At 36.5% G+C, this 25,062-nt stretch carries 22 protein-coding genes, 1 tRNA gene and 15 pseudogenes; 17 read left to right on the forward strand and 21 right to left on the reverse strand.

All coding sequences use genetic code 11. The features are described 5' to 3' along the window. From ACFINC_RS07210 to ACFINC_RS07250, 9 genes and pseudogenes are all read right to left on the reverse strand, one after another. Nucleotides 1-356 (reverse strand): annotated as a pseudogene (locus ACFINC_RS07210) (hypothetical protein). A 1-nt stretch (nucleotide 357) separates the two neighbouring features. Then, nucleotides 358-1,425 carry a major capsid protein gene (locus tag ACFINC_RS07215; protein ID WP_375616749.1) on the reverse strand — a complete coding sequence of 356 codons (1,068 nt, stop codon included), beginning with the start codon at nucleotides 1,423-1,425 and terminating at the stop codon, nucleotides 358-360. A gap of 12 nt (nucleotides 1,426-1,437) precedes the next feature. Then, nucleotides 1,438-1,813: pseudogene (locus ACFINC_RS07220) on the reverse strand (head decoration protein). After that, nucleotides 1,810-2,187, reverse strand: a complete 378-nt coding sequence (locus tag ACFINC_RS07225) for a hypothetical protein (RefSeq protein WP_375616767.1) — start codon at nucleotides 2,185-2,187, stop codon at nucleotides 1,810-1,812. The pseudogene ACFINC_RS07220 and the gene ACFINC_RS07225 overlap by 4 nt, the downstream one beginning before the upstream one ends. Next, nucleotides 2,073-3,134 (reverse strand): S49 family peptidase, encoded by a 1,062-nt coding sequence (locus ACFINC_RS07230; protein WP_375616750.1) that lies wholly within the window; start codon nucleotides 3,132-3,134, stop codon nucleotides 2,073-2,075. Before ACFINC_RS07230 ends, ACFINC_RS07225 begins: the two co-directional genes overlap by 115 nt. Continuing rightward, a complete protein-coding gene (locus tag ACFINC_RS07235) occupies nucleotides 3,124-4,680 on the reverse strand; it encodes a phage portal protein (RefSeq protein WP_375616751.1) in 1,557 nt (518 codons plus the stop codon). The genes ACFINC_RS07230 and ACFINC_RS07235 overlap by 11 nt, the downstream gene beginning before the upstream one ends. Next, entirely contained in the window at nucleotides 4,680-4,928 is a 249-nt protein-coding gene (locus ACFINC_RS07240; RefSeq protein WP_375613951.1) for a phage head-tail joining protein, read from the reverse strand. Before ACFINC_RS07240 ends, ACFINC_RS07235 begins: the two co-directional genes overlap by 1 nt. A 3-nt stretch (nucleotides 4,929-4,931) precedes the next feature. Then, nucleotides 4,932-6,860, reverse strand: a complete 1,929-nt coding sequence (locus tag ACFINC_RS07245; protein WP_375616752.1) for a phage terminase large subunit family protein — start codon at nucleotides 6,858-6,860, stop codon at nucleotides 4,932-4,934. 31 nt (nucleotides 6,861-6,891) lie between these two features. Continuing rightward, entirely contained in the window at nucleotides 6,892-7,443 is a 552-nt protein-coding gene (locus tag ACFINC_RS07250) for a hypothetical protein (RefSeq protein WP_375616753.1), read from the reverse strand. Between the two features lie 84 nt (nucleotides 7,444-7,527). Between ACFINC_RS07250 and ACFINC_RS07255 the strand changes: the two genes are divergently transcribed. Both ACFINC_RS07255 and ACFINC_RS07260 read left to right on the forward strand, forming a co-directional pair. Further along, on the forward strand, nucleotides 7,528-7,794 hold the full coding sequence (locus tag ACFINC_RS07255) for a BrnT family toxin (protein ID WP_375613975.1): 267 nt from the start codon (nucleotides 7,528-7,530) through the stop codon (nucleotides 7,792-7,794). Then, on the forward strand, nucleotides 7,772-8,077 hold the full coding sequence (locus tag ACFINC_RS07260) for a BrnA antitoxin family protein (RefSeq protein ID WP_375616754.1): 306 nt from the start codon (nucleotides 7,772-7,774) through the stop codon (nucleotides 8,075-8,077). Before ACFINC_RS07255 ends, ACFINC_RS07260 begins: the two co-directional genes overlap by 23 nt. A 50-nt stretch (nucleotides 8,078-8,127) precedes the next feature. On the opposite strand, the pseudogene ACFINC_RS07265 reads toward ACFINC_RS07260, so the two are convergent. The 10 genes and pseudogenes from ACFINC_RS07265 to ACFINC_RS07310 form a co-directional block, all read right to left on the reverse strand. Next, nucleotides 8,128-8,658: pseudogene (locus ACFINC_RS07265) on the reverse strand (antA/AntB antirepressor family protein). Between the two features lie 327 nt (nucleotides 8,659-8,985). Further along, a pseudogene (locus tag ACFINC_RS07270) lies at nucleotides 8,986-9,562 on the reverse strand (hypothetical protein). Beyond that, nucleotides 9,559-9,885 carry a hypothetical protein gene (locus tag ACFINC_RS07275; RefSeq protein WP_375616755.1) on the reverse strand — a complete coding sequence of 109 codons (327 nt, stop codon included), beginning with the start codon at nucleotides 9,883-9,885 and terminating at the stop codon, nucleotides 9,559-9,561. The pseudogene ACFINC_RS07270 and the gene ACFINC_RS07275 overlap by 4 nt, the downstream one beginning before the upstream one ends. 505 nt (nucleotides 9,886-10,390) lie before the next feature. Then, a complete protein-coding gene (locus ACFINC_RS07280) occupies nucleotides 10,391-10,786 on the reverse strand; it encodes a type II toxin-antitoxin system HicB family antitoxin (RefSeq protein ID WP_375616756.1) in 396 nt (131 codons plus the stop codon). Beyond that, nucleotides 10,783-10,983, reverse strand: a complete 201-nt coding sequence (locus tag ACFINC_RS07285) for a type II toxin-antitoxin system HicA family toxin (protein ID WP_375616757.1) — start codon at nucleotides 10,981-10,983, stop codon at nucleotides 10,783-10,785. The genes ACFINC_RS07280 and ACFINC_RS07285 overlap by 4 nt, the downstream gene beginning before the upstream one ends. A 9-nt stretch (nucleotides 10,984-10,992) precedes the next feature. Beyond that, nucleotides 10,993-11,247 (reverse strand): hypothetical protein, encoded by a 255-nt coding sequence (locus tag ACFINC_RS07290; RefSeq protein ID WP_375616768.1) that lies wholly within the window; start codon nucleotides 11,245-11,247, stop codon nucleotides 10,993-10,995. Nucleotides 11,248-11,257: 10 nt separating this feature from the next. After that, nucleotides 11,258-11,704 (reverse strand): annotated as a pseudogene (gene ssb / locus ACFINC_RS07295) (single-stranded DNA-binding protein). Between the two features lie 165 nt (nucleotides 11,705-11,869). Then, nucleotides 11,870-12,220, reverse strand: a pseudogene (locus ACFINC_RS07300) (XRE family transcriptional regulator); the annotation flags it as partial. A gap of 132 nt (nucleotides 12,221-12,352) precedes the next feature. Next, a pseudogene (locus ACFINC_RS07305) lies at nucleotides 12,353-12,867 on the reverse strand (hypothetical protein). 12 nt (nucleotides 12,868-12,879) lie between these two features. Then, a pseudogene (locus tag ACFINC_RS07310) lies at nucleotides 12,880-13,199 on the reverse strand (hypothetical protein); the annotation flags it as partial. A 225-nt stretch (nucleotides 13,200-13,424) separates the two neighbouring features. Between ACFINC_RS07310 and ACFINC_RS07315 the strand changes: the two are divergent. The 6 genes and pseudogenes from ACFINC_RS07315 to ACFINC_RS07340 all read left to right on the forward strand — a co-directional run. Next, nucleotides 13,425-13,752 (forward strand): annotated as a pseudogene (locus ACFINC_RS07315) (phage antirepressor KilAC domain-containing protein); the annotation flags it as partial. A 9-nt stretch (nucleotides 13,753-13,761) separates the two neighbouring features. Continuing rightward, nucleotides 13,762-13,899, forward strand: coding sequence for a hypothetical protein (locus ACFINC_RS07320; protein ID WP_375616758.1), 138 nt, complete (start codon nucleotides 13,762-13,764; stop codon nucleotides 13,897-13,899). Next, entirely contained in the window at nucleotides 13,877-14,176 is a 300-nt protein-coding gene (locus tag ACFINC_RS07325) for a hypothetical protein (RefSeq protein ID WP_375616759.1), read from the forward strand. Before ACFINC_RS07320 ends, ACFINC_RS07325 begins: the two co-directional genes overlap by 23 nt. Nucleotides 14,177-14,248: 72 nt before the next feature. Then, nucleotides 14,249-15,030: pseudogene (locus ACFINC_RS07330) on the forward strand (ERF family protein). Nucleotide 15,031: 1 nt separating this feature from the next. Next, a pseudogene (locus ACFINC_RS07335) lies at nucleotides 15,032-15,657 on the forward strand (lambda exonuclease family protein). Between the two features lie 71 nt (nucleotides 15,658-15,728). Beyond that, nucleotides 15,729-15,928: pseudogene (locus tag ACFINC_RS07340) on the forward strand (helix-turn-helix transcriptional regulator). Nucleotides 15,929-16,026: 98 nt separating this feature from the next. Here ACFINC_RS07340 and ACFINC_RS07345 read toward each other — a convergent pair. Next, a tRNA-Thr gene (locus ACFINC_RS07345) sits at nucleotides 16,027-16,102 on the reverse strand. 470 nt (nucleotides 16,103-16,572) lie between these two features. Between ACFINC_RS07345 and ACFINC_RS07350 the strand changes: the two genes are divergently transcribed. Beyond that, nucleotides 16,573-16,776, forward strand: a complete 204-nt coding sequence (locus ACFINC_RS07350) for a SlyX family protein (RefSeq protein WP_375608768.1) — start codon at nucleotides 16,573-16,575, stop codon at nucleotides 16,774-16,776. Nucleotides 16,777-17,354: 578 nt separating this feature from the next. On the opposite strand, the gene ACFINC_RS07355 is transcribed toward ACFINC_RS07350, so the two are convergent. Then, nucleotides 17,355-17,693 carry a hypothetical protein gene (locus ACFINC_RS07355; protein WP_375616760.1) on the reverse strand — a complete coding sequence of 113 codons (339 nt, stop codon included), beginning with the start codon at nucleotides 17,691-17,693 and terminating at the stop codon, nucleotides 17,355-17,357. Nucleotides 17,694-17,856: 163 nt separating this feature from the next. Here ACFINC_RS07355 and ACFINC_RS07360 point away from each other — a divergent pair, with 163 nt between their 5' ends. The 8 genes and pseudogenes from ACFINC_RS07360 to ACFINC_RS07395 all read left to right on the forward strand — a co-directional run. After that, entirely contained in the window at nucleotides 17,857-19,287 is a 1,431-nt protein-coding gene (locus ACFINC_RS07360; RefSeq protein ID WP_375616761.1) for an amino acid permease, read from the forward strand. A gap of 40 nt (nucleotides 19,288-19,327) precedes the next feature. Then, nucleotides 19,328-20,008, forward strand: coding sequence for an energy-coupling factor ABC transporter ATP-binding protein (locus ACFINC_RS07365; protein ID WP_375616762.1), 681 nt, complete (start codon nucleotides 19,328-19,330; stop codon nucleotides 20,006-20,008). Beyond that, nucleotides 20,005-20,644 (forward strand): annotated as a pseudogene (locus tag ACFINC_RS07370) (energy-coupling factor transporter transmembrane component T family protein). Before ACFINC_RS07365 ends, ACFINC_RS07370 begins: the two are co-directional and overlap by 4 nt. A 15-nt stretch (nucleotides 20,645-20,659) precedes the next feature. Further along, a pseudogene (locus ACFINC_RS07375) lies at nucleotides 20,660-21,229 on the forward strand (biotin transporter BioY). A 301-nt stretch (nucleotides 21,230-21,530) separates the two neighbouring features. After that, nucleotides 21,531-22,085, forward strand: a complete 555-nt coding sequence (locus tag ACFINC_RS07380) for a biotin transporter BioY (protein WP_375616763.1) — start codon at nucleotides 21,531-21,533, stop codon at nucleotides 22,083-22,085. Between the two features lie 2,129 nt (nucleotides 22,086-24,214). After that, nucleotides 24,215-24,520 (forward strand): hypothetical protein, encoded by a 306-nt coding sequence (locus ACFINC_RS07385; RefSeq protein WP_375616764.1) that lies wholly within the window; start codon nucleotides 24,215-24,217, stop codon nucleotides 24,518-24,520. Further along, the gene (locus ACFINC_RS07390; protein WP_375616765.1) at nucleotides 24,507-24,761 is read left to right on the forward strand and encodes a hypothetical protein; all 255 of its coding nucleotides are present in this window, start codon (nucleotides 24,507-24,509) and stop codon (nucleotides 24,759-24,761) included. Before ACFINC_RS07385 ends, ACFINC_RS07390 begins: the two co-directional genes overlap by 14 nt. 50 nt (nucleotides 24,762-24,811) lie before the next feature. Continuing rightward, nucleotides 24,812-25,062, forward strand: a pseudogene (locus ACFINC_RS07395) (recombinase); the annotation flags it as partial.

Here is a 25,062-nt window from a genome sequence, read left to right on the forward strand (position 1 = left end):
TCATTGTTTTATCTCCCGCAAGATAAGCTTATACATACCGGATTCAGAGGCTTGGACATCTGTGATCACGAAGTGCTCTTGAGAAGAGGGGGCTTTGCTGTTTTCAGGAGAGATGATCACAATACTATCTTGAGGTTTTGGTGGTATTCCCCCGATATCATTAATAAAAAGGTCAAGTTCCTTTTTTGCGATTGTCGTGGGGATTCTGCCACCAGCCTCCGATTCCGAATGTTTAATACCATAAATAGCTGTAATCCGAAACGATTGTTGATTGTCTTTTCAGGTGTAGATGACGGGCTGCCCAAAGATGTTACGACATCTTTAATCATTTGGTTTAGCAGCCCATGCCATCGTATGTTATTTTCCTCCACTGAACGCTTTAAAGAGCATTTCTGGACGCGTGCAAATATAAAGCGGATAGCTGCACACAACAAGTTTGGCCCATGTGTTGTAACCAGAATCTGGAATAAGAACAGTATAAAGAGTTTTTCCAATCGTATGAGAAAAATTCTCAATTTCTGCTGGTGCAAAAGCTTTCTGGAAAACGCCAGGTGCATTAGCGGGAAAGAATTGACATTCATCCGGCTTAATGCCTATAGCGCGTTTTGTTCCAGCTTTTGCATTCAGATTATAGTTATGAATACTCCGGTAATTGATAAAGGTTACACCAGCAAAGTCAAAACTGCCGAAGCTCCCTGAACCAATTGCACTTGGTGTTGCAATACCTCCAGCGCTATTCAAAGCTTGTGCAAGAGCTGTGTTGAGATAGGTCTCACGAATTGTTTTATGGTTTTTCAATTTGGAGAAAAACTCATTTCCACAAAGCCCAATAATGCGTGAACGATCAGTGAATGCACCCTTTGAAGCTTCAATCATTTTCATAATGACTTGATCAACATGGTCCGCAACGTTGGTTGTCTCAACATTCAGTTTAAAGTCAATCGGCTCTGGTGGAGTAATTTCCCATTCCTTGTACCAATCAACAATCACCGCACCATCGGCATCAAGGACAACACCTTGAACAGCGCCAAGTTGCATGTTTTCCCATGTCAATTCGATTTCAGAAATCAGTTTCTTTTGTTTTCTGGCAATATATTGCATTGCCATCTCTAACTGATCTTCTAATTTCAATTCATTCCAACCGTAGATTTCTTCTATTTTAATAGCATCACTTTTGGCAATCCGTGTTGTTTTAAAAAACCGAAGGCAATCAGTTTTGTCATCATTTGCACAAGACATACCACGTTCACTCGTTTGAATAAGTGATATATCTCTCCTTTCAATACTAACTATTGCTGTATTTGTCTCGATTTTTTCAAAAAGATTGAGAGAACCGATAAGACCTGGTTGAAACTCATAGTTCTCAATCGCTTTCATCATGCTGGAAGCTGAGAAAGCGTCGTGTTTAAAAAAATTTATATCCATATGTATAATCTCCTACCACATTGTAACATAATTTTGGTTATTGTCTTCTAAAGATTGAATGGCAGCACTTTTTTTGTTCATCTGTAATGGCATCTGGCCATAGCAATTCAGAAGCTTTTACAGTGCATAAGCGTGCTGTAATCACGGCGCGTTGATCTGCGCCTGTTGCGTCAACAGTGGCAAAAGAAATCCCTGCCGGTGTTTGACTGCCATCTGATGCTGCTGGATTAAGGGGGGCATATTTTTCTGATGCTGTAATTTTCCCCATGACAGTTCCTGCTTCAATGAAGGCTCCTGATGCAAAAACCACTTCTTCGTTTGACATATCCGTATCGTAGGGTCCAAGATAAGCGCCATTGCGTACGTCTTCATAAATAATATTATTCATTTCACTGCCCTCCAAGCTGCTTCCCATTTTGTATGAATCTTTGCCTTACTCGTTCCATCACTATGAGGAACCGTGGGTGATAATTTTAAAGATGAACTTTTCAAGACAGCAGCAGTTAAAACAACATTTTTTGCTTTCTCAACAATCATGCCGCTTTTAATGGCTTTTGCGGCATCAAAAGAAACGCCTAAGTGCTTTGCTTGCCTTTCAAGGTTTATCAGTGCCTTGCCTCGTTTTCTTTCCTTTTCAAGAGCAGCTTTTATGCTTTCTTGTTTATCTTCGTCCTCATCTTCGTCTTCGTTTTCTTCTTCATCGTCAAAGACTTCGGTATCTTCGTCAATGTCGTTCTCGTCCTCTTCATCTTTGTTGATGATGTCGACAATTTTTTCATCATCCTCTTCTTGGGCGCGGTATTGTGTGCGTGCCATGTGTTTTTTCCTTCTTTTGTTGCTATTGGGGTTTGTGATATAGAAGCCGTTAAGGCTTCCAAAGTTTGCGCAAGGGTGCCCTGCGCATCTGCTAATCCAAGCTCTAAAGCTTGGGTGCCTATAAAAGTTTCTGCTTTGGTGTCGCGAATTGCGTCCGTACTCAGAGGTCTGTTTTTTGCAACCCAATCGACAAACATTTCGTAGAGCAGGGCGCAATCGGCTTGCATTTTTATCTGTGCTGTATCGCTCAAGGGTTCGTGAGAATTGCCATGAGTTTTGTGATCACCTTCAAAAACGAAGGTCCATTTAAGCCCGTGTTTCTCATCCGCACGGGATTGGTCAAGATGGGCGCAAACAACCCCAATCGAGCCCACAACACCCGTGCGTGCAACCCATATTTGAGAAGCTGCACAAGCAATGGCATAAGCTGCAGAACAAGCAAATTCATTAGCATGCGCCCAAATGGGTTTATTGTATTGTTTTGAGAGGGTTTGAAACTCTTCAACCAAATCAAAGATGCCACCGGCTTCTCCCCCACCACTGTCAATATCGAGTAAGACGGCATGAACATCAGGTTGTGCAATGGCTTCACGAAAAGAAGCCCTTAACCCTTCATAAGAGGTCAATCCCGATAAAGCTCCAAGCCATGCACCGCGGCGTACAAGCGTGCCATGAACCGGTATTATAGCAACGTTGTTTTGTACTACATAGGTTTCTGGTGGTCTGAAAGCTTCTGTATTTTCTTGCGCAAAAGCTTTAGGGGCAAACTTTTCGCCTGCAAAAAGGCGTAGAGCAAGAGCATTAAGGATAATGTCAAGCTTTGTGGGGGCAAGCATGTGTGGAACCCCAAAAAGCCGTGATGCCAAGAATGGCATGTCGAGATTATTCACCATTTTTATGTGCCTCACTACCTTGGTTACTTTCATAAGTCTCAGAAGGGTCTGAAGCTTCATCATCAATCGCTTGATTTTCACCAGAGGGCGCTGCCATATCCGTATCAAAAGATAAGCCGCGCGCGCGAGCGTCTGTGTGCTCTTCCTCAAGTTCGGCATGAATGCTGTCGATATCAAAGCCGCGCTCGGCAAGTGCCATGCGTCGCGTTTTCAAGCCTGCACGAATTTCTTCTTTTTCTGCCGAAATATCCTTGTTTGGATCAATCATTTCAAGCGGGGGCGCAAAGCTTTCACATTGAAGCCATGGCAAAGGATTTTCTTCCCATCCTGGTAAATTCACGCATCCAGAAAGTACGGCCATTTCAACAAAACGCTCCCAAACAATGCGGTTAAACTGAAAGGCAATGATATGTTCACGCCATTGTTTGACGTGCCGTCTAAACTGAATGATAGAGGTACGCACATTGGAAAAATTGCCGCGCGTAACGTCTCCAGTCACAACGGCATAAGGCATATTAAGAGCAGAACAAATCTTTAAAATATTACGATACTGAAAAGCCTCGTAAGAACCACCAACTTCAACAGGGGTTGAAAATGTAATTTGTTTTTCGCCATCCACCATGTTGACCGATCCAGGATAAATTTTATCCACGTCAGGTGCCTCTTCAGTCTTCTTTGGGGGCGTCGTTTGTTCACGATTTTCCTCTAATGCCGCATCATGAGATTCCTTCCCTGTAATAAACACCGCAAAAAGAGCCGCCGTCCTTTTTCTATCGAGCTCTGCATCATCATAGGATTCGAGTTGAAAGATCTTTGTCATAGCGCGCGTTATTTTGGGAGAACCGCGCAATTGTCCGGCGATACGGCGCTCTTTGATGTGAAGGACCATTTCAGCAGGGACGCGCACGCGCTCTTGGCTCTCAAATGCTATATTTGCAGGGACATCATCATAGGGGTGATGTTCCCAGAAATGATAAGCAACGCGCTTACCACTGGCATTAAATTCAATTCCCATACGAATGTAATTGCCTTCAATCTCAGCAGGTCCATTGTAAGTTAAATCCAGCATTTCGGTTGGATAAACTTGTAATTGAAGCGGCACACCAGAGCGTCCATAAAGGTCGACATAGTGTAGTCTTACAAAGCACTCTCCGGTTAAAAAGACCTCTCGTGCAATGGTTGCTTGCAGCCCATAAAAGTTGGCATCTTCATCATAGTCTGCTTCATCAACCCATTGCCACCATAAGTCTAAAAGCTTTTTCTTTTCTTCTTGAAAGCCTTCAATGCGAGGATAAGGTTTAATCCCATCACTTACAGCCGCGGAGACCCATTCTTCTGTTGCAGACCCATAAAGAGATTCATTGTCATAAAGCCATCTTGAACGGGCAACAATGGTATCACCGCATTCCTCAATGGCTTTATTGATATGTTTTTTTGCGGGGTCAAAACCACCCATACGGCGGCTTTTGCTTGCCGCTTCAAAATGAGGATTGTGTTGACGAGAAATTTTAAAAAAGCCTGTGAGTTTATTGAAAAAACCAGCCATTAATAGCCTCGTGATATATTAAAATAGAAAACGCGTGAACGCTTGCGCCCTTCAAGGTTGGCTATTTGTGTGTTCAGCATCTCAAGCGCTCTGCGCAGTTCCTCAACAGAGCGGTTGCTGACTTGCTTATCGCCATGGCGTACCGATTGTGCTCCCGAATAAAGAGCTTCTTCAATTTGTTCACGCCGCCTTTTTAAGTTTTCAAGTCTCTCAATTTTGCTGTTAATTGGTTCTAAAGTTTCACCCACAAATTACCTCCAATCCCCTCGCATATAAGGATTCATCATTGTTCTGAATGGCTTCTTTTGAGGCTGTGCTGTCTGAGATCTTCTTGGAGAAGGAGAGGGCACATGTTCTGATGTTGGCTGCTCTAAAGAGCCTTCAATTTTAAGTTTTTCCAGACGCTCTTCTAAGATATCGACTTCTCGATTAAGGTTTATTCCTGCCGAAATCAGACCTTGTAAAGCAGCATAAGCATAGACCCTACAGTCCAAGGCTTCATTTCTTGCCTTTTCGCTTTTTTGCCATTCAATACGCTTGAAGCCTTTAAAATATTTGATGACTTTTCTTTCAGCGGTCAGTTGGTCAAAATATTCTCGATCAAGGCTTTTGTGAAAGTGTGTTGCACCAGCACCCGATGCTTCAGGACCGGATTTTTTAAACCGTGCCGTGATAATATCTTTTGCTGCATCAACCCCAACAATATAGAGATTAATCTGTCCTTTGTTGTTTCTACTTGGACGGCGTGGCCATACCGCACGCCATCCCGCTTGCCCCTTAATTCCCCAGATACGTCGTCCCTCACGGGGGCGCACGTAATTATAAACCGCTTGTGTGTGTCCACCACCGGTATCAATACAAGCAGCTGTTATCCTAATTCCCTCTTTATAGCCTGTATGTGGCCAGCGTTTTGTAAGGTATTCATCTAGCTGGTCCCATACTTCAAAAGAAGAGGGATCACCAAGGATAACTTGATAATCAATATGCCAACTTTCTTCACTGCGTCCCCATCCAACCACTTCAAGTTCTAAGCGGTCATTTTGCACATCAATACCAGCTGTTAACAACACGGCTTGTTCTGGTGCAAGGGGATAATCTTCGCGTTTTGCATAGAGGCTGTCTGGATCAATAACTTCGCCTGTTCTGTCCTCCCATGGCTCTCCAAGCACTGTATTGACAAAAGGCTGTAGAAGAGCTGGATCATCTTTGGCATTTAAAAACTCTCTTGCACATTCCCCCCATGTAAGCCAAGGAGAATAGAGTGCCGAAATATGATAAGAACGCAAATTGGGTCTGCTTGACTCACTGGTTGGGACCCAGCATGCGCCTCTTTCTTCACACATGAGATCTGTTTTTCGGTGCTCGGCATGTTCATGACCACAATGCGCACAAACAAAAACAGCTTTTTCGGGAGCCCCTTTCGGCCATTTGATTTGTGACCAAACAATCGGCTGGAGTGTACCACATGCATCACAAGGCACGTTGTAATATCGCTGGTCTCCTAGTACAAAATCCTTGGCAATACGGCTTGTGTCACGATGGGTGGGTGTGGACAATTTAAAGATCTTTCGTTGTACAAAGGTTGATGTGCGCTTTTCCGCAATCATCACTGGATCACCTTCGTTATCGACACTGAGAGGATAACCATCCACTTCATCCAAAATCAGATAACGAATGGGCATAGAACGCAGACCAGCCGCACTGTTTGCTCCTGTAAGCATCAGTGCTCCACCATCAAACTCTTTCGAAAACATGGTATTCCCACTGTCACGTGCTCGTGCTGGGGCTATGCGTTCACTTAAAACTGGACTTGCCATAATCATGGGATCAAGCCGCGTCTTTGAAAGCTTTTTGGCCGTCTCAACGGTTGGCATGACATAAAGGGCAGGTCCTGGACTATAATGAATAGCATAACCGCAGAAATTTAATCCTGCCTCTGACATGCCAACCTGCGCCCCTTTCATGACAATGGTTGTTTCAATTGGCACGTAAGAAGAAAGATTATCCATGATTTCGCGCAGATAGGGGGTCCGTTTTGTTCTCCACAGTCCAGGTTCAGCACTGGCTACCGTGCTAAGGTATCTATTCTTGTCCGCCCATTGCGAAACCGTATACGGTGGGTCCGGTTGTCTTGCATTATTGGCATGGGCGAAAAATTCTTCGACTGCATTGTCATCCATTATTCATTCTTTGCTCGCCCCAAAAACTCTCTCATTCTGGAGGTTGAGGATCATGATAAGGAACTGGAATATGAACAGCTTCAAGCAAAGCCTTTCGTATGTAATAATCAATGGCACCGATTAGGCTTGCAGCATCACATCCAACCTGTGCGGCAATGCTTGCACCAAATCGATGAGGAAAATTCAACATAGCGTCACGGTGTGCTCTTCCAAACTCACGCGCTGCTCTCTTGACTTCTTCACGGTCAACGGTTGTTTCGCGTAAGCGTTCAAGGGCAATCTTCTCGCTTTCAAGGGCAACTTGCATTCGCTCCAGTTTAATCTTGTATTCATTGGCACCCTCTGTAGAGACTTGTTTGATCTTTGTTCGCGGTTGACCATCCGGTGCTAAAAATGGAGCAGGGCGTTTTGTTGGATTCTCATTCCAGATAGCTGTTGCAAGCGCTTCATTGACAGAACCATCTTCAAAAAGAGCTTTATCAAATTTCCCTGTCTTAAATCGAGAAACCACTGCATTAGGAGAAACACGCATCTTTTTGGCAAACGCACGAAGCGATATCCCCTCACGAACTTTCTTGGTCATAGTTGCTCCATTTTGAATGGTATATACGAATTATTGTACACTTTAATTATTGACAAGGTTTTATTTTTCGTGTACATAAAATATATGAAGATAGTGTGGGATGAACCAAAAAGAGCTTTAAACATTGTTAAACATAAGCTTGATTTTGCTGATGTTATTTACTTTGACTGGGAACATGCTCTTATTGATGCAACACATTCAAACCGCATGAAGGCTATTGGACATTTTGCGGATGGCACAACAGTTATTGTTTTTGCAAAGCTTGGCAATGAAGCGATATCCATTATCAGTTTTCGTCAAGCGAATAAAAAAGAAAGAGAGGTTTTCAATGACTATCAAAAAAATCTTTGAAACAGGATGTGGCTACACAAAAGAAGATTGGGACGCTGTGGATTCCCCACCACTAACAGATGAAGAACTTGCACGCTTAAAGCCAGCTAAAGACGTTTTACCAGCCTCCTTTTTTAAGTATGTAACAGAAGAGCGCCGTAAACGTGGGCGTCCACCCGTTGAATCTCCCAAACAAGCGGTTACTCTACGCCTTGACCCAAACGTTATTGCTTCTTTTAAAAAACAAGGAAAAGACTGGCGAACACGTATGGGTGAAGTCTTAAAAAAAGCAAGTGGCAGCTAAACCAACCACCTCCCCATTGTTGATAACGGGGAGGTATGTCATATTTTAAACTAAGCAGCTTTTACGACAGATCTTTCTAAGACTTGTTTTGCTTCTTTGATTAAAGCTTTATAATGTTTGCTCTCTTCTACCAACGTGAAGGCTTTAACAAGATGCATATGAAGTGGACCATAAATGTAAACATCCTTTTTAGTTGGAGACATTTTATCCCAATCTTTTGGGAAAGAAAAACGTGTATCATCATAATTCGTAGATTGGCTTCTTAGCTTTTTTTCATACTCAATAAAGTAACGACGAACTTGACGTCCTTTCTCGTTACGTTCGACCATTGAGAGCTCTTTCGCCATGTCTAAAGTAAGATGATATTCGATACTTGGACGACCGCTTTTAGGTTTTATTCTTTTTTGAGTAAAACTCACAAAGTCTTGATTTTCTTGAAAAGAATATTCTTCAATCCGTCGTGAAATCTAATCATTGAAGCGTATATTAACATCTAAAAACGCGTGCAATTCACGTGCATTAACGGTTTGAACAGTTTCTTGACCAATGGCTTGTTCTTTTATTTCTATAAGAGTGTTCATAATGAACTCCTTGTTGATTAGGTTTTCTATTGATACCCGAGGAGGATGCCGGGTGCTAGAAAACACGGCAACAAGCCCGTCGTTATGCCTTTCCCAAAAGGGTATTGTATAGCATAACCACACCCGACAATGCCATTATATGCGTGTAACATACAACGAGTTAAAGCTTTTAACTGGCGGTGAAAAGACTGTTTCGGCAATCTATCCGCTTGTTGTTTTTAAGGTGTTTTCTAGGCACCTGATTTAACGATATATGTTTTTTGTGAATCTTGTCAAGTAATAAGATTGCTGTGTGTAGCACATAGAGATAAAGCGTGAGAACAGGATCTAGCCTTTTTTATTAGCAGCGTATTCTTGATGAGAAAGTTGTCTTTGAATATTTTTGATTAATCTTTCATTGGCTTTTTTTACAATAGCACTTGCAATCTCTGGCTTGGACATCACTTTAGCAATCGATGGTCCTTCTTGTTTTGCAATGGGGAATTTCTTCGTCATCTCTTTGAAACACATTCCCTCCCATTTTTAAATCAACACGCTTTGGAAAACTCCCACCCTTGATAAAACCATGGGGTAAGATTTCTTGTTTCCCAAACATTTTGTAAGTTACGCCGCGTTTTGTTTCTTTTGCTTTAAAAAATTTAAGAGGTATCGGTGTTCCAGAACCAATGATATCTGTCTCGAGAAACCTTGCTGTCGCCTTTTCTTTAATATAAACGCCCCTTTTGATGCGCTTTATTTGGGCTGATGAGATGTCTGCAACTTGCTTTTCAGTAAAGCGTTCAACTTGTTTTGCTGCAGTGTTTAGAGCATTACGCAGAGCCCAATTAAGGCGAGGGGCTTGAAGGTTTGTGAAGGTATCTTTTACCTGTTGAAGATACCATTTTTGGTGGATGATTAACTTCAACTTCTAAGCTTTTTTTGGGTAGATGTTGATGGCTTGGAAGCTTTAGATGCTTTAGGCTTTTCGAGTGAGGTTTCCTCTGTTACTGTTTCAGTTGATGTTTGGTTGTGTTCTTGTTCTATTTGCTTAATTTGTTCAACTTCCTTGTCAGGCTTTATTTTTGTTTTGACCTCAAAAAAAGGTTTAGCAGCATTGGTGCGCTTGAGATGGGCATAGACTTGATTGGAGATCTCTACAAATGGATTATTGGGAGTTGAAGTTTCAAAACGAACAGTGCTTTTGTTATCGCCAACAACACACATTGGCTTAGTGATGATTACTTTCATCTTCGCTCCTTTTTTGAGGCAATGAATTAATGACATCATTAGTCAAATATTGATTTTTATTCTGTGAAAAATTAATTAGCCAGAATTAGCAAGAAAACAGGGCTTTCTAGCCACGTTCCAAGATCACATTTTACTGAATTTTTAGGGAATATTTTTGAATTTTAGACACAATAAAACTAGTACAATAACGTCATTAAATAAATTTTTTTACACATTGTCAATAGAAAAAATCTATATTTTGTATTTTAAAATAGAATATATAGAATTTTCTAAAACATTTTAGATTTTATAAATTATTGTGAAATTATTATAGGAGGGAAAGGCAATGACAGGTCCAGAAATATTAGATGCCATGTATATAGTATCAATGATAGTTATATCACTCTTAACTATAGCGTTTTGTTTGCCTGCCGCCTTTTGATTTTCATTAATAGTTCGCGGATCATATGCAATTACACGCTTTTGCAAAAAAATCGAGAGTGAGAAATTCTTCCAGATTGATGAGCTAAATATTAAGTTCGTGACGGGCTGCTGTTGCCAAAAAAGCAGATCTTGTTAAACCTCTCTTTTGTGCACAATTATCAATTGCACGTAAAAGCCCTCGTTCAATTGATATATTTGTGCGTATGACTTCTGAATCATTTTCAATAAAAGGAACTTGTATTAAAAAAGCTCCTTCTGACAAAGCTGTTTTGACAGATTCCCGTTGTATGACTTCTCCAAATTTTGAAGGAATAGGCACTCTATCTATATCTTCACAATAAAGTTGGAGTGCCTCTGTTGCATTTGCTATTAAATTTTCTTCCTCATCGGCGGCAGAAAAAAGTCCCTCAAAATCAGGAAACTGAACACCAAAAGCAGAGTCTTCATCTTTATGAACAAGAGCAAAAAATCTTTTCATTCTTCTTCTCCTTCTTTTAACCAGCCTGCTTGTTGTGCGATAGAACGTGCTGTACCAATCGGAAGATTTTTTTTAGGATGTGGAACGATAACAATCTTATCATCTTTTTTAAATTTATGATGAGAACCTTTCACTTTGATAAGTTCAAAACCATCACGCTTTAATTTTGCAATGATTTTTCGGCTATCTTGTTCCATTACCTAAACTCATAATGTGTAAATATGTACACATTTTAATGATTTTTCATCTGATGTCAATTCTTTTTTAACAGCTAAAATGCTTATGAAGCGCATTAAGAACGACACATATATGGTCAAACCAAATCGCTTGGCACGAATTTCAATTGCCAATTTATCAATCGGTTCACGCGGTATTTTTGCTCGCGAGATACGACCATTGGGTTCTCTGACACATCCCTTAATTCTAGGACGTCTACGTTTTGCATGTTTTTTTTTAGCCATATTTTTTCAATCAGAATGGGACGCTATCGTTAAGAGCTGTTCTATATTCTTGAGTACCTGAGGCAATAGCATAATTTTGAGAAGCAATGGGTGAGGGGTGAGCAGATTGCTCTTTCTTTGCATCAAGCAAATGCAGTTCACCTTTATATTGTGACAAGACAATCTCTGTTGTGTAACGGTCGTGACCATTTTTATCTTGCCATTTACGTGTTTGTAATTTGCCTTCTATGTAAACCTTTTAACCTTTACTGAGATACTGAAGAGCTATTTTTGCCAAATGCGGATTAAAAACCACAATGGAATGCCATTCCGTTTTATCTATTTTTTGATTGGTCTTTTTATCGGTATAGCTTTCAGAAGTTGCCATACGAAAATTGACTATTTCTGCTCCAGAAGTCATTGTTTTGCTTTCGGGATCATCCCCTAAATAGCCAATTAACATCACTTTATTCAGCAAGTTTTTTGTTACCTTAAGTTCGTATTTAAATATGTGAAAAATCTTAGCAGATTTTTATTGTTTTTCAATTATTTCAAAAAGATATTCTTGTTTTTTAACATATAAAATTATGTTTATGGTGTATAAAATAAGCAGATCAAAGTATTCTATTCTGCAAGCACCGTTTTTTTCTACTTTCTCCATGAGTCCATTGCACTTTGTCAGATCTTGTTGTGAAAGAGACTTAAAAATTCTAACAAACGTGTTAGAAATTTCATGGTTAAGTGGGTCAGAAGAGTTCATTGTAAAATTCTTACGACAAATATTTGCTTCTCTTCTCAAGATAGAAGCCGTTTCTTCATCTAAAGCGTATTTCTCAATAATCTTTTCTTCCATGTTAGCAGGTATAGGCTTTTTGCCAATTTCTACAGAAGATAAAAACGCTATAGATACGCCTAATTTCTTAGCCATATCTAATAGACGTTCTGTCCGATCAATACGAATTTTACGTAAGGTTTTGCCAAATGATGTAAGCATTTGATTAAAGCTCCTATTAATGCACTTAAGCTGTTTCCCATAGTTTTTTATGCTCTTGTTGATTTCATCTATGAACGTTGAGAAGAGACAACACCATTTAATCTAAACAGTTTTATAAAATTGGAAATTTTACTATGGCTTTTTAATGGAGCACTGTAGTGTGTAAATAGATATATTTATTAAACTGCGTGTACGTAACATAAGGAAAAATACACAGACTAAAAAAGAATACCAAAGAGCAATATCTGAGTACCAAAGTATAGTATCCAATGAAAAATAAAGCTTATGTTCCATATACTTAGAAATAACAGGCAAAGAAACCGTTTCTTTATAACTACTTGGGACAATTAAAATGACAAGTGCTAAACTTATTAGCTTTAAAAATCGGTGCATATACTGTTTTAAATCACGTGTTAGTTTCACCCAACCTGTTGTATTTCCGCATTTGTATTTTGGGTTGCTCTGCAATTCAGAAGGAATATTGGAATTGCATAAAATTGCAAAAACCGTTGTGACTATTACCAAAGAAACAGACGCGAATGTCAAAATACTCTGAATAAAGTAAAGATTTTTTTAATTCCTAAAAAACATAAAAATATAAAAGTTATAATGCTAAACAAGGCTCTTATCTGCTTATCTGTAAACATATTCATTTCCCACGGTTTTCGATAGTTTTTTATCTCTTTGTTGATCTCATCTATAAGAGGCTCGTAATCGAGAACGCTTTTTGGCAAATTGCCACCATAACCCCATGCTTTTACTTACGCTTTGGTGCTAAAATCTGCCTTTTCTGGTACGGTATAATATTGACCGCCATCAAACTTTTCACACTCTCTTGTGCCGTCTTCGTATTCGTAAAGGTTGTAAAAATACTCTGCCGCTCCGTCTCTTCAAGGAACATATCCAACAGCTGTTGCAACCCACTTTTTTGCATAGGCTGTTTACGGTGTGTTAAGAATAAATGTTTTAAAATGGACATGCTTGAATCCTAATTTTACCAATGGTTTTATTTACCTTAAAATTAACCGTACAGAACTTTAATTTCAATATGCTTTCATCATAAAATCTTTAAATCGCGTTGTACGGTATCTTTTTGACGATTTAAACGCATATCTAATCACAAAACCATCAGAATTTTCACTATTTTGCTGTTTTAGGCTGCTTTTAGAAAGCTTCACACAATTAGAGACCTGTAAAAAGCGAAGTGAGTGCCCTTAAACCCAAAGTGGCTGCTCTTGAAAGTTTACAGCACCATAATGGGCTCTTTGGTCTTACAGAAGCCGCTAAAATACTCGAGATACAACCAAAACAATTCACTCAATTCTTACAGAAAAAAGGTTGGATTTACAGACGTACAATTAGGTGGGAATTTGCTTCCGTATCAAGACAAAATCCAAAAGCAACTTGTGGATTGTCCAACCATCACACTTCAAACTGCGAGTGGAATAGAAAAAATCATTCCTTGCGTAAAGATTACCACAAAAGGCATGGTGCTGCTGTCTCAAGAACTTAAAGTACAAAGTATGCATTAAGAGGAGGTTATGATGATAAAAAAGAAATACGAACTGACTGATGAAAAAATTGAGTTTGATGGATACCTTACGCTTTACCGCATACGTGCATTAAAAGATTTTGGTGATGTAAAGGCAGGCGACCTTGGGGGGCTTTGTAGAGTATGAAGACAATTTAAGTCAAAAAGACGATTGCTGGATTTATAATGATGCCAAGGCGTATTTCTGTGTCAAGATTTACGATAGTGCTAAGGTTTATGATAACGCACAAATTGGTGGTTGTGCTGAGATTTTTGGACACACACAAATTTATGGAAATGTAATTATTGATGCCGATTCAAGAATTTATGGCAATGTAAAAATTTATGATAATTCAAAAGCTTGTAAACAAACTATGACCGCCCAGAGCGGCGTCTCTTCACAAAAGGATATCATTCCTTTCTAGCAAAACAAACCAACTTTTAACACATGCGTGATTCACTCCACGGGGGAATTGCACACAATGGAGGAAAGAAAAATGAATGAACAAAACACTAACTTAACAGAAATTGAAGAAACACATCATTTAGCCGTCGAACAAACTGCTATGGAACGCATTTTAAACAGAGCCTTAGAAAATGATATCGATATGGACCGTCTCGAGCGTCTCATTGCCTTACGAGAAAAAGAAATAGAACGACAAAACTACGAAAGATTTGCCAGTGATCTTTCAAATATGCAAATAGAATATCAAAAAATACAAAAACACCCATACAAACAGCCAATATGCAACCCTTGACCAAGTACATTGATGCTGTAAAGAGGACTCTTGCAAAACACCGATTTGCTTTGTTTTCTCGTATCAAAGAACAGAGTTTAGACAATATAATTATAGAAATGACTTTGACGCATCCATCTGGGAATAAAATCTCAACAGAAAGAAAGTTTCCTTATGACACTAAAGGATGCAAATCAAATATACAATCGGTTGGTTCTGCAATCACATACGCACGCAGATATCTGTTAGGTATGCTTCTTAATGCCGTGAGTGAAGATGATGATACAGATGGGAACCCACCTATTAAAAAAGCTTTTCCACAACAGATCAATGCAATCAGAAGACTCATAGTATAAACTCAAACAGAAGAAGAAATACTTACTTATGTCAACGTCAAAAAGCTTGAAGATATGTCTGAAGAACAAGCACAAACGATGTTACATCTTTTGAAAGATAAACAAAACAGACAAAAGGTAGAAACAGATTCTATTATACAAGATGCCGATCTAGCAACGTCACACGAACAGGGAACGGCGCTGTGAGATGGAGCAAAGAACAGCAGAATGGTTTCAAGCGCGTTTAGGAAAAGTCACCGCTTCAAACGTTTACAACGTATTCAGTAAGACAGCTAAAGGTTTGCCTACAAGCAAATATGAAGATTACAAAATGAAACTCATGACAGAAAGCTTAACAGGGGAAATAAGCCAATCTTATACAACACCTGCTATGCAATGGGGCATTGAACATGAAGAGAATGCCTTAAGAGAATATGAATTCATTTATGATACGACTGTCACAAGATGCGGATTTATCCAACACCCCACAATCAAAATGGCTGGTGCAAGCCCTGATGGGTTTATTGGTGATGATGGTTTAGTTGAAGTCAAATGCCCCCGCAAACAAATACCCATCTACGCTTTTTTATAGATGACGATATAAAGCCGGAATATAGTGCGCAAATGCAGTTCCAAATGGCTTGCTCTGGACGTAAATGGTGTGATTTCATGAGCTATAATCCAAACTTTGTAGGCAAATCACTTCACTTGCGCATGAAAATCAAACGCATTCATCGTGATGAAGAACAAATTAAACAGATTAATTAAGCGGCTAAAGTCTTTTTAGAGGAAATAGAACAAGAGATGCAAAAGATCTCGACAAAAGCCGCATGAAGTTATGGGGGTGCTTTCTCCTCCCAGCACCCCCGCCCATTTAAGTAATATAAAAATAGAAAGGTAATGAGATGATATTTGATGATGGCGATAGATATGTAACAACCCGTGAATGTGCACAGCTTTTTAGTGTATCAACCACAACGATTCGCAATTGGGTACTTCAAGGGGAGTTTCCTCAACCCTATAAGCTAGGGAGAGCTGTAAGGTGGAGAAAGAAATCTTAGCATTTACTCCAAAGAAAAATACGGAGCAAATAACAACAAATTAAGTAAAATTGTATAAATCACAAGAGGTGGTCTAAAAGGTGGTCTGAAAATTACCGATTCAATAAAAATCTATATATTTTAATACATTAAAGAGAAAAAATGGTGCCGCATGCCGGATTCGAACCAGCGACCCCATCATTACGAATGATGTGCTCTACCAACTGAGCTAATGCGGCGTAGGTTTGTAAGTCAATGAGACAAAAACTAATCTGAGGGTAATAGCTAAAAGTACGTATAAAAGCAAGTATGCATTTTTTTCAATAATTTATAAAATATGATAATAATTTGAAGGAGGAGGAGAAATATGTAAGAGTCGGGGGTCGCAGTATTTTTTGATCTTAATGCTATAAAATGCTTTCAAATTTACGATAGCGCTCAAAGTTAAGAAGCTGGAAACGTCAATCTTTAAAATAGAAAATGGTGTCAAGATATCTTAGTAAAGATAAAAAACATTTTCTGATTCTTAACAAAGAAGGAAATTTATTGAATAAGTGATTAGAAAAACAAAGATCATCATAAACCTTTATTAATGTGAAAATAGGATGAGTAGAATTAGTTGAAAAGTTATTTTTCATTTTTATAGGAAGAAAAAGGGGGAGGATTAATAAAATTAATCACATTTTTTATTTAAGATGGAGTAAGAATCATGTCGGATGAAAATCGGTTGGTAGAACTAGAAACGAAGTTAGCTTACCAAGAAAAATTCATTGAAGAGCTTTCTCGTGTAGTAACCAATCAATGGAAAAGTTTGGATGAGATATCTAAAAAAGTTGATGTTTTAGCGAGACGATTTTCAGATTTAGAAGAACAGAGTGTTTCTGAAGCTGTTATTTTACCATTTTCTCAATAGCGAGAAGATGCTTTTTAAAATTTTTTAGTAAGAGTCTCTTGGATTTTTTAGATGTGGTGGGGTGAATATCACAATGGGAGGAGGGGGTGAGATGTTCTTTATCACGATTACTGTTATTGATAGATTAGTTTTTATTGAATGCATTTTTTTAATATGTAGAACAGTTGTTATAAGCTTCCTCATTAATTTCAAAAATTTTCAATCGTATAAGGAGTGCTGCTATTAGAAGGCATTTTTTATACGTGGTTTTTAGTGCTGAAGTAAGAAAGGTTTTTATAGAGTATAAAGCAACAGCTATAGAAGAATCTAGGGATTTTGATATATTTCAATTTTTTCTGTACAGAGTTTTTTATAGGTGGAATAAGGACTTAGATTTATTCGCTAATTTCTTTGAATTAATGCAAATGGAGTGATGTTATCATTATCTATAGAAATCATAAGTGAGGGTATATATTCATAATAAAGAGTTGTAATCCGTTCTTATGATCAAGTAATTTTCAGTTGTTTTGGTAGAGTGAGGTACTCTAAGCTATATTGGTTGTGTATAGTACAGTGAGTTCTAGAAGTTTTTTTCAAGCTTAAATATATTCTTCGTTATATGTATATGCTATGTTATGAAAAGGCTTTTGTTTTTCGTAAGTTAAGATATAAAATATTATTGCTAAAGCACCAAAGATAGACCATGCTGGTAAATAAGTGAGAGTAATGCAAATTGAGGACAGAAAATCAGGCATTATCTTGCATAGAGATTGATTAAAGCTATGGATATCTGTTTGCAGAAGGTTTGCTAAAATTTTATTAAGGGGGGTTTTTGTCCAATGTGATGTGATTACAGAGTGTGCATTGTCAATGACCAATGCTATAATTGTTAGTGTAACGAAAATGAAGGTCATTAATTTAAATAAAAGGCGGAGCATATTTTTTCTTAAAATTTTAACAGGACATACGTATAATGCATAGAAAAATAAGGAGTTGCATTATTACAAGAAAATAAGTTTACGTTTGTGTTGTACTTTTTGAAAAAAGGTGCGTAATTTTTTCGATAAAAGTTGAGGTTAGGCTCAACAAAAGTAATGAGGCATGATGTTTAACAAAAAGAACAATGAATTAAAACGTAATCTTCAAAATCGTCATATTCAAATGATTGCTTTAGGAGGCGTTATTGGAACGGGTCTTTTTTATGGTTCAACAGAATCTATAAAATTGGCGGGTCCTTCGACTATTCTCGCTTATCTTTTCGGAGGAATTATTATTTATTTTATCATGCGAATGCTTGGTGAAATGTCAGTAGAAGAACCAACATCAGGTGCTTTTAGTTTTTTTGCTTATAAATATTGGGGAGGTTTAGCAGGTTTTATAACAGGTTGGAATTATTGGTTTCTTTATATTCTCGTCAGTATGACCGAACTTACAGTGATCGGATTTTATTTAGATCATTGGATTTTGATTGATCATTGGAAGTCGTCTTTTATTGTTCTTGTGTGTGTGACATTGATCAATTTGTTGAATGTTCGTTTTTACGGTGAATTTGAATTTGGTTTGGCTTTGATTAAAGTTACAGCCGTTGTTGGTATGATTATTTTTGGAATTTTTCTTATTGTCACTGGAATAGGTGGATATCAAGTAGGCATTCATCGTCTTTGGGAATATGGTGGTTTTTTCCCTTATGGGATAGAGGGAGTTATTTTAGCTACATGTGTGGTGATGTTTTCTTTTGGGGGAACAGAGCTGATTGGTGTTGCTGCTGGAGAAGTCTCAAATCCAACAAAAACAATTCCCACAGCTATTCGTAAGGTTATGTGGAGAATTGTAATTTTTTATGTTGGTTCCATTAGTGTTATTATGATGCTCAATCCATGGAATATGATTGAGGAAAATGGTAGTCCTTTTGTAACAATTTTTGAGACGATAGGAATTCCAGCTGCCGGTCATATTTTGAATTTTGTGGTTATTATGGCTGCTATTTCAGTTTATAATAGTGGTATTTATTCTAATGGTCGTATGCTTTACAGTTTAGCTATACAAAAAAATGCACCACATATTTTTAGTAAACTTAATTCTGCACGCGTGCCGTATGTTGCTATCCTATTTTCATCAATCTGTACTGCAATTATTATCATCGTTAATACTCTTATTCCTAATAATAGTTTTATGCGGATCATGGCTCTTGCTACAGCAGCAGCGGTTATTACTTGGGGCATTATTGTTATTGTTCATTTGAAGTTTCGAAAGGCCCATAAGGACAAAAAAGAGCCGTTTATTTATGCTTTTGGTTTATATCCTTACGCTAACTATTTTTGCTTATGCTTTCTTGCTTTATTATTTTGTATAATGTTTATAAGTGGTTTTGGACAAAATGGATTCATAGCTCAACTGTTTGAGGTGGTAGGAATAAAGGCATCTTTTCTCAGGTCATATATTCCAGTGCAGATGCCTGATATGAGTTTGGCAGTCATTATTATTCCTCTATGGTGCTTGTTTTTACTTTTAGGTTATAAACTGAAACGATAGCGAAAGAAGAGCTAATCAAAGGGACTGATTGGAATAAACCTTGGGGCTTATAAAATTTGATAAGGTAACACAAGTTTTTGGTGATTTGTGTGTTTTAAGAAATATTACTATACAACTTACCGAAAGTCGCATCGCCGTTATTGGTGCAAATGGTTCTGGAAAAAGTACATTTGTTCGTCTTATTAATGGGCTCCAATTACCATCTCATGGTTTTGTAAGCGTTGATGGGCTTGATACCAAACGCGATGCGAAAGCAGTAAAGCGTAAGGTTGGATTTGTTTTTCAAAATCCTGATAATCAGATTGTTTTACCATTAGTTGAAGAGGATTTATCTTTTGGTCTCAAAAATTTAAAGCTTAATAAAGATGAAATTAAGAAGCGTGTAGATGAAATTTTGCAGCGCTATGAGCTTGAAGCTTTTAGAAATCATGCCGTTCATTTATTAAGTGATGGGCAAAAACAACTCATTGCGATTTCGGGTGTAGTTGCAATGAAACCAGATTACATTATTTTTGATGAGCCGACGACATTACTTGATTTGCGCAATAAGCATCGTGTGACGCAAGTAATAGAAGAATTACCACAAACGGCGATTGTTGTATCGCATGATTTGGAGTTTTTGAAAAAGTTTGATAGAGTGCTTGTTTTTGATAAGGGAGAAATAGCAATTGATGATGTACCTTTTGTTGCGATCAAAGAATATATAAAAAGAATGTCATGATCGGTTTATATATTCCAAAAGATACGTTTATTCATAGGCTTAGTCCTAGGATTAAGTTATTATTTCTTACAGTATGTGGAACCACTATAATAATGGTTTCATCTATATCATTTCTTGGGCTCTTTTTATTATTTGTTGCCTTATTCTATAGAGTTGCCAAGATCTCTTTTAAAACCGTGATAGAGCAGTTTAAATCGATGGGATTGCTTTTAGTTCTTTTATTTGTATTTCAAACTATTTTTAATAGTTGGCTTACGGGAGTTGAGGTCATATTACGTCTTGTTATCCTCTTTTCTTTATCATCACTTATTTCGTTTACAACAAAAGTTTCAGATATGGTGGATGCAATTGAAGCAGGGCTTCAGCCCTTTTGTTGCTTTGGTATAAATCCATCAAAAGTGAGTATGGTTATCTCTATGGCTATCCGGTTTATTCCTCTTTTGAGCGAAAAGTTTAATGAGGTACGTGAAGCACAGCAAGCACGTGGACTTAATACTAACATTGTTGCTCTTGCAATACCTTTAATTATACGAACCATAAGAATGGCTTCAGAAATAGCTGAGGCATTGGAGGCGCGCTCTTATGATGGCTGATATTGTTGATGCAGTACTTCATAATCATCAAGATGTCTCATAATGAAAGAATAATCAAATGAATACAAAAGATTTAGCTTATATTGCTTTATTTGCTGCTATTTATGCTGTTTTTGGTTTTTTCCCTCCTATTTATTTTCCTTTTTTGCTTGGGGGTACCTATTAACAGCTCAATCTATGGCTCCGATGTTAGCAGGGGCCATCTTTGGGGCCAAAAGAGGTGCTTTAGCGTCGCTCCTTTTTTCTTCTTGTTGCGATTGGAATGCCTTTATTGCCTGATGGTTGTGATGGAATTAGTACTTTTTTATGGAGTTGCGAGTGGTTATTTGATAGGTTTTCCATTTGCTGCATTTTTTATTGGTTTAGTGATAGAATTGTTTTGGCAGCGGTTAAATTTTATAACATTGTTTGTGATAAATGCTGTGGGGGGAATAGGAGTTATCTATGCTTTTGGTATTCCGTGGGCAGCGGATATGACTAAAGTCTCTTTATTAAAGGTTTTTTTATGGCTTCTTATTAAAGGTTTTTTTATGGCTTCATCAGTTTTTTGATAAGGGATTGTTTGAAAGTATTGATTGTATCCTTTTTTGTACTCGCGATTAAAAGATCTGTTTTTCTTATTCATTAAAAGAAAAAAGTGTTTATTTTGAATGTAATATTATAATGCGGTACATTTGAAAATAAATAATAATAAGTTAAAATAAATATATTATTTCATTATAAGTCCATTGATTTTAACTATAGCGATTTATGATATCATTAAACATTGTAGAATCTAAGATGATTTATATCAGTAATATTATTAAAACAAATTATTATAATATTTTTCTCTATATCTAAGGTATCAAAAATTTTCTTTTATAAAGCTGATATTTTTGATTAATATTACAACAATAACTAAAGCTTTCCCATAATGAAGGAATAATCCAGTGAATACAAAAGATTTAGTCTATATTGCTTTATTTGCCGCGATTTACGCTGTTTTAAGTCTTTTCCCTCCTATTTATTTTCCTTTTTTGCTGGGGGTACCTATTACAGCTCAATCTATGGCTCCGATGTTGGCAGGATCTATACTTGGAGCAAAAAGGGGAGCTCTAGCATCACTTCTTTTTCTTGTGCTTATTGCAATTGGCTTACCTCTATTGCCTGGTGGTCGTGGTGGAATTAGTGTTTTTTTAGGAGTTACGAGTGGTTATTTGATTAGTTTTCCATTTGCTGCATTTTTCATTGGCTTTATGGTTGAGTTATTTTGGAAACGATTAAATTTTATAATATTATTTATTATAAATACTGTGGGTGGCATTGGGATTGTCTATTCTTTTGGAATACCATGGGTAGCTTATATGGTTCAGGTCCCTTTGCTGACAATTTTAATAAGTTCATTAGGTTTTTTGGCTGGTGGTTTTTTGAAAGTGCTGATTGCATCCTTTGTAGCCCTTACCGTTAAAAAAAATATCCCTCTCATTCATTTCGAGAAAGGGTAGTTCTGATTCTTAAATGAAGTTTTGTATTACATTGCATGAGAAAGATATAATACAAATAGTAATAATATAAATTATTTTATCTCACTTTTTGTATTTTAACGAAAGATAATATCTGGCAAAGAGAAATTTATTATATTTAGTTTTGTTTTATAAAACATATCTTAGAAATAATCTATAAACAATATATAAATATTTAAAAATCTTATTCACAAATTATACAACTAAATTCTAAAAGTTATATTAAAGCTAATGAATTATAAATTAATATAAAATTTATTAATTTAATAACTATCAATAGTAAACGACATTTAAGATAAAAATAATATTATTTTAAATATAATATAGACAAAAAAATATAATTATGTTAATTTCATTATGAATATTATTATTTGAGGTAAATTATAAAAATGAATATAAAATATTTCTTTTTAATATGTTCTATATTATTAATTTTTTTATCGGTTGTGAAAGCATCTGAATGTAGAGATTTTCAAGGAGAAACATCTTTTACTCATATTCATACTATTTTTTCATCAGATTTATTTCTTAGTAAAGAAAATAATTCTTTAATAAATAAAGTTATTTTGCCCACTCATCCTGGTAGTCATGATATATTTTGGAAAAATATAGTAATTTTTTTTCAAATAGCAAAATGTGTGTATACCAATTTAGGAATATATCTATATTCTTCAATATTTTCCATATTCAAATGGTAGAGTACTTATTTTTAGATAAGGAAATAATTTTCTTATCAAGATAATAAATGACAATAGATAATATATATACGTATCCATAAATAATAAAAAATTATGTACATTAATATTTTAAGCATTTTGTATATTGTAGCAGCAGATTACAGTATATAATTATTCGAGGCTGAATGCAGAAATTTTTCTAATGAGCTTTGAAACAATTCTGATATTTTTGCAAAATAATGAGAGTGAGATTGGTTTATGATCTTTACATTTGTAAAAAAACGCTGCTTTTGTCTTATGAGATGTTGTTTTAAAAATAACGCTTGCAAGCGTAAAAAGAACGTTTTACAAGACATTATTTAAGATGCATTGGCTTTGGTTGTATTGATAAGCCTACCAAGCATTTTGATTTGTTTGATAGGTTTTTATTTTAGACAATGCGTTATTTGAATGCACTCAACTCAATTTTGAGCTTAGTGTTTTAAAACGCTTTTAAAAGAAGCATCTTGATAATGTGCTTGTTTCAAATAACTACTTTACAAATGAGAGCGTTATGGTTGATGCGTTTGATAGTAACGAAAAGCATTTATAGGTTTTCATAAGCATCTTTTTATTTTGTACTCAAACGTAATTTCTTACAAATTAGCCGGCTCAATTTTGAGTTGGCAAAACCAATCACCCCAATTATGGGGGCATTAACTTAGAATAGAGTATTCTTTAAAACAGGGTAATTTTTGACTCAAAATTAAGTAAAACCCCATACCTTATGATGTTACAATGGTTTTGAATTTTACTTACTTATCTTTGTCTTAATAGGTGCCCCCAATTTTGGGGGGAAACTCATTTGCTTTCGTATTTTTAAACTATAAATTTTAAAACGTTTTTTGCTCGCTTGCTTGCGTTATGTCATTAAAAGGCCTTTGATTTCATAAGATATAACGTTTGAATTTCATTACCTTTATTTCCTACTCCGGTAAAAAATACCGTGGTTATAAAATCAATCTTGTCTTTAAATCCTTTTATGCAATCTTTATAAATTAAACTTATGACAGTTTCAAACGATTATCCTCTAATAGGTAATAAAATATTGCTATAGCATTTTTAGATTTTAGGCTTCTCAATTTTGAGAACTGTAATTTTATGTTTTTATCATGTCATTAACAATCCGATCTTTACAACAAAATGTGATCTTTAAAACCTATATTATCGATAATTCCAAACAACTAAATTTTTAACAATGTAATTTGTGCTGTGATAAAAACATATCGTAAAATTTATGAACTGTTATAAATGATATCTGCTTTTTATCTCATTTGAATGCACACATGCGTTATAATATTTTCATCATAATTTTCTTTTTATGGTCTATTTATACATGGCAATTGTTTATAAAAAATGATCAATTTAAACATGCATAAAAGTGTGGATTCTTAAGTGGATTCTTATAAAATAATTTCACGCAACTTATTTATTTTATTGTATTTTTATATACTATACGATGTTTATGGAGATACATGTATTTATGAAGATGCCAAAATTTGCGATTGTGCTGAAGTTTATAGATATGCAAAAATTTATGGTAATGCCAAAATTTATGACAGAGCACATATTTCTGAGAAAGCTAAGGTTGGCGGTAACGCTGAGGTCTCTGATAATGCCCGTGTTTTTGGTGGTGCTATTGTTTGCGATAATGCCATAGTAACTGAAAATATAAAAGTTTCTGGTAATGATATCGTTTAAGGTATGGACAAAAATCACAGAAAAGAAATACGAACTTACTGATGAAACAATTGAGGTTGCTGGAAAAACACTTTATCGAATTAGAGCATTAAAAGACTTTAGAAATATAAAAAAGGGTGATTTAGGCAGCTTTATGCAGTATGAAGGCAACCTATCTCCCATGAGCGTGATTGTTGGGTTTCTGGTGATGCCACATAATAGCCATATAAGCGCCGTTTCTAACCACACAAACAACTTTTAAACACAAGCGTGATTCACGCCATGGGGGCCCCTTTAATGGAGGAGATAAAAATGAGTGAACAAAACACTAACCTAACAGAAGTTGAAAAAACACATCATTTAGCCATCGAACCAACTGCTTAGGAGCTTATTTTAGAAAGAGTTTTAGAAAATGATGTCGATCTGGAGCGTCTCAAGAGCCTTCTCGAATTGCAAGAAAAGGCGATAAAACGACAAGAGCGCCAGAACTTTGTCCGTGATCTTTCTACTATACAAGTGGAATATAAAAATATCGAACAAAATGCCATTAATACACATACTAA

Origin of the sequence: Bartonella sp. AP58NXGY, from assembly GCF_042195785.1 — a bacterium.
Taxonomy (GTDB): Bacteria; Pseudomonadota; Alphaproteobacteria; order Rhizobiales; family Rhizobiaceae; genus Bartonella.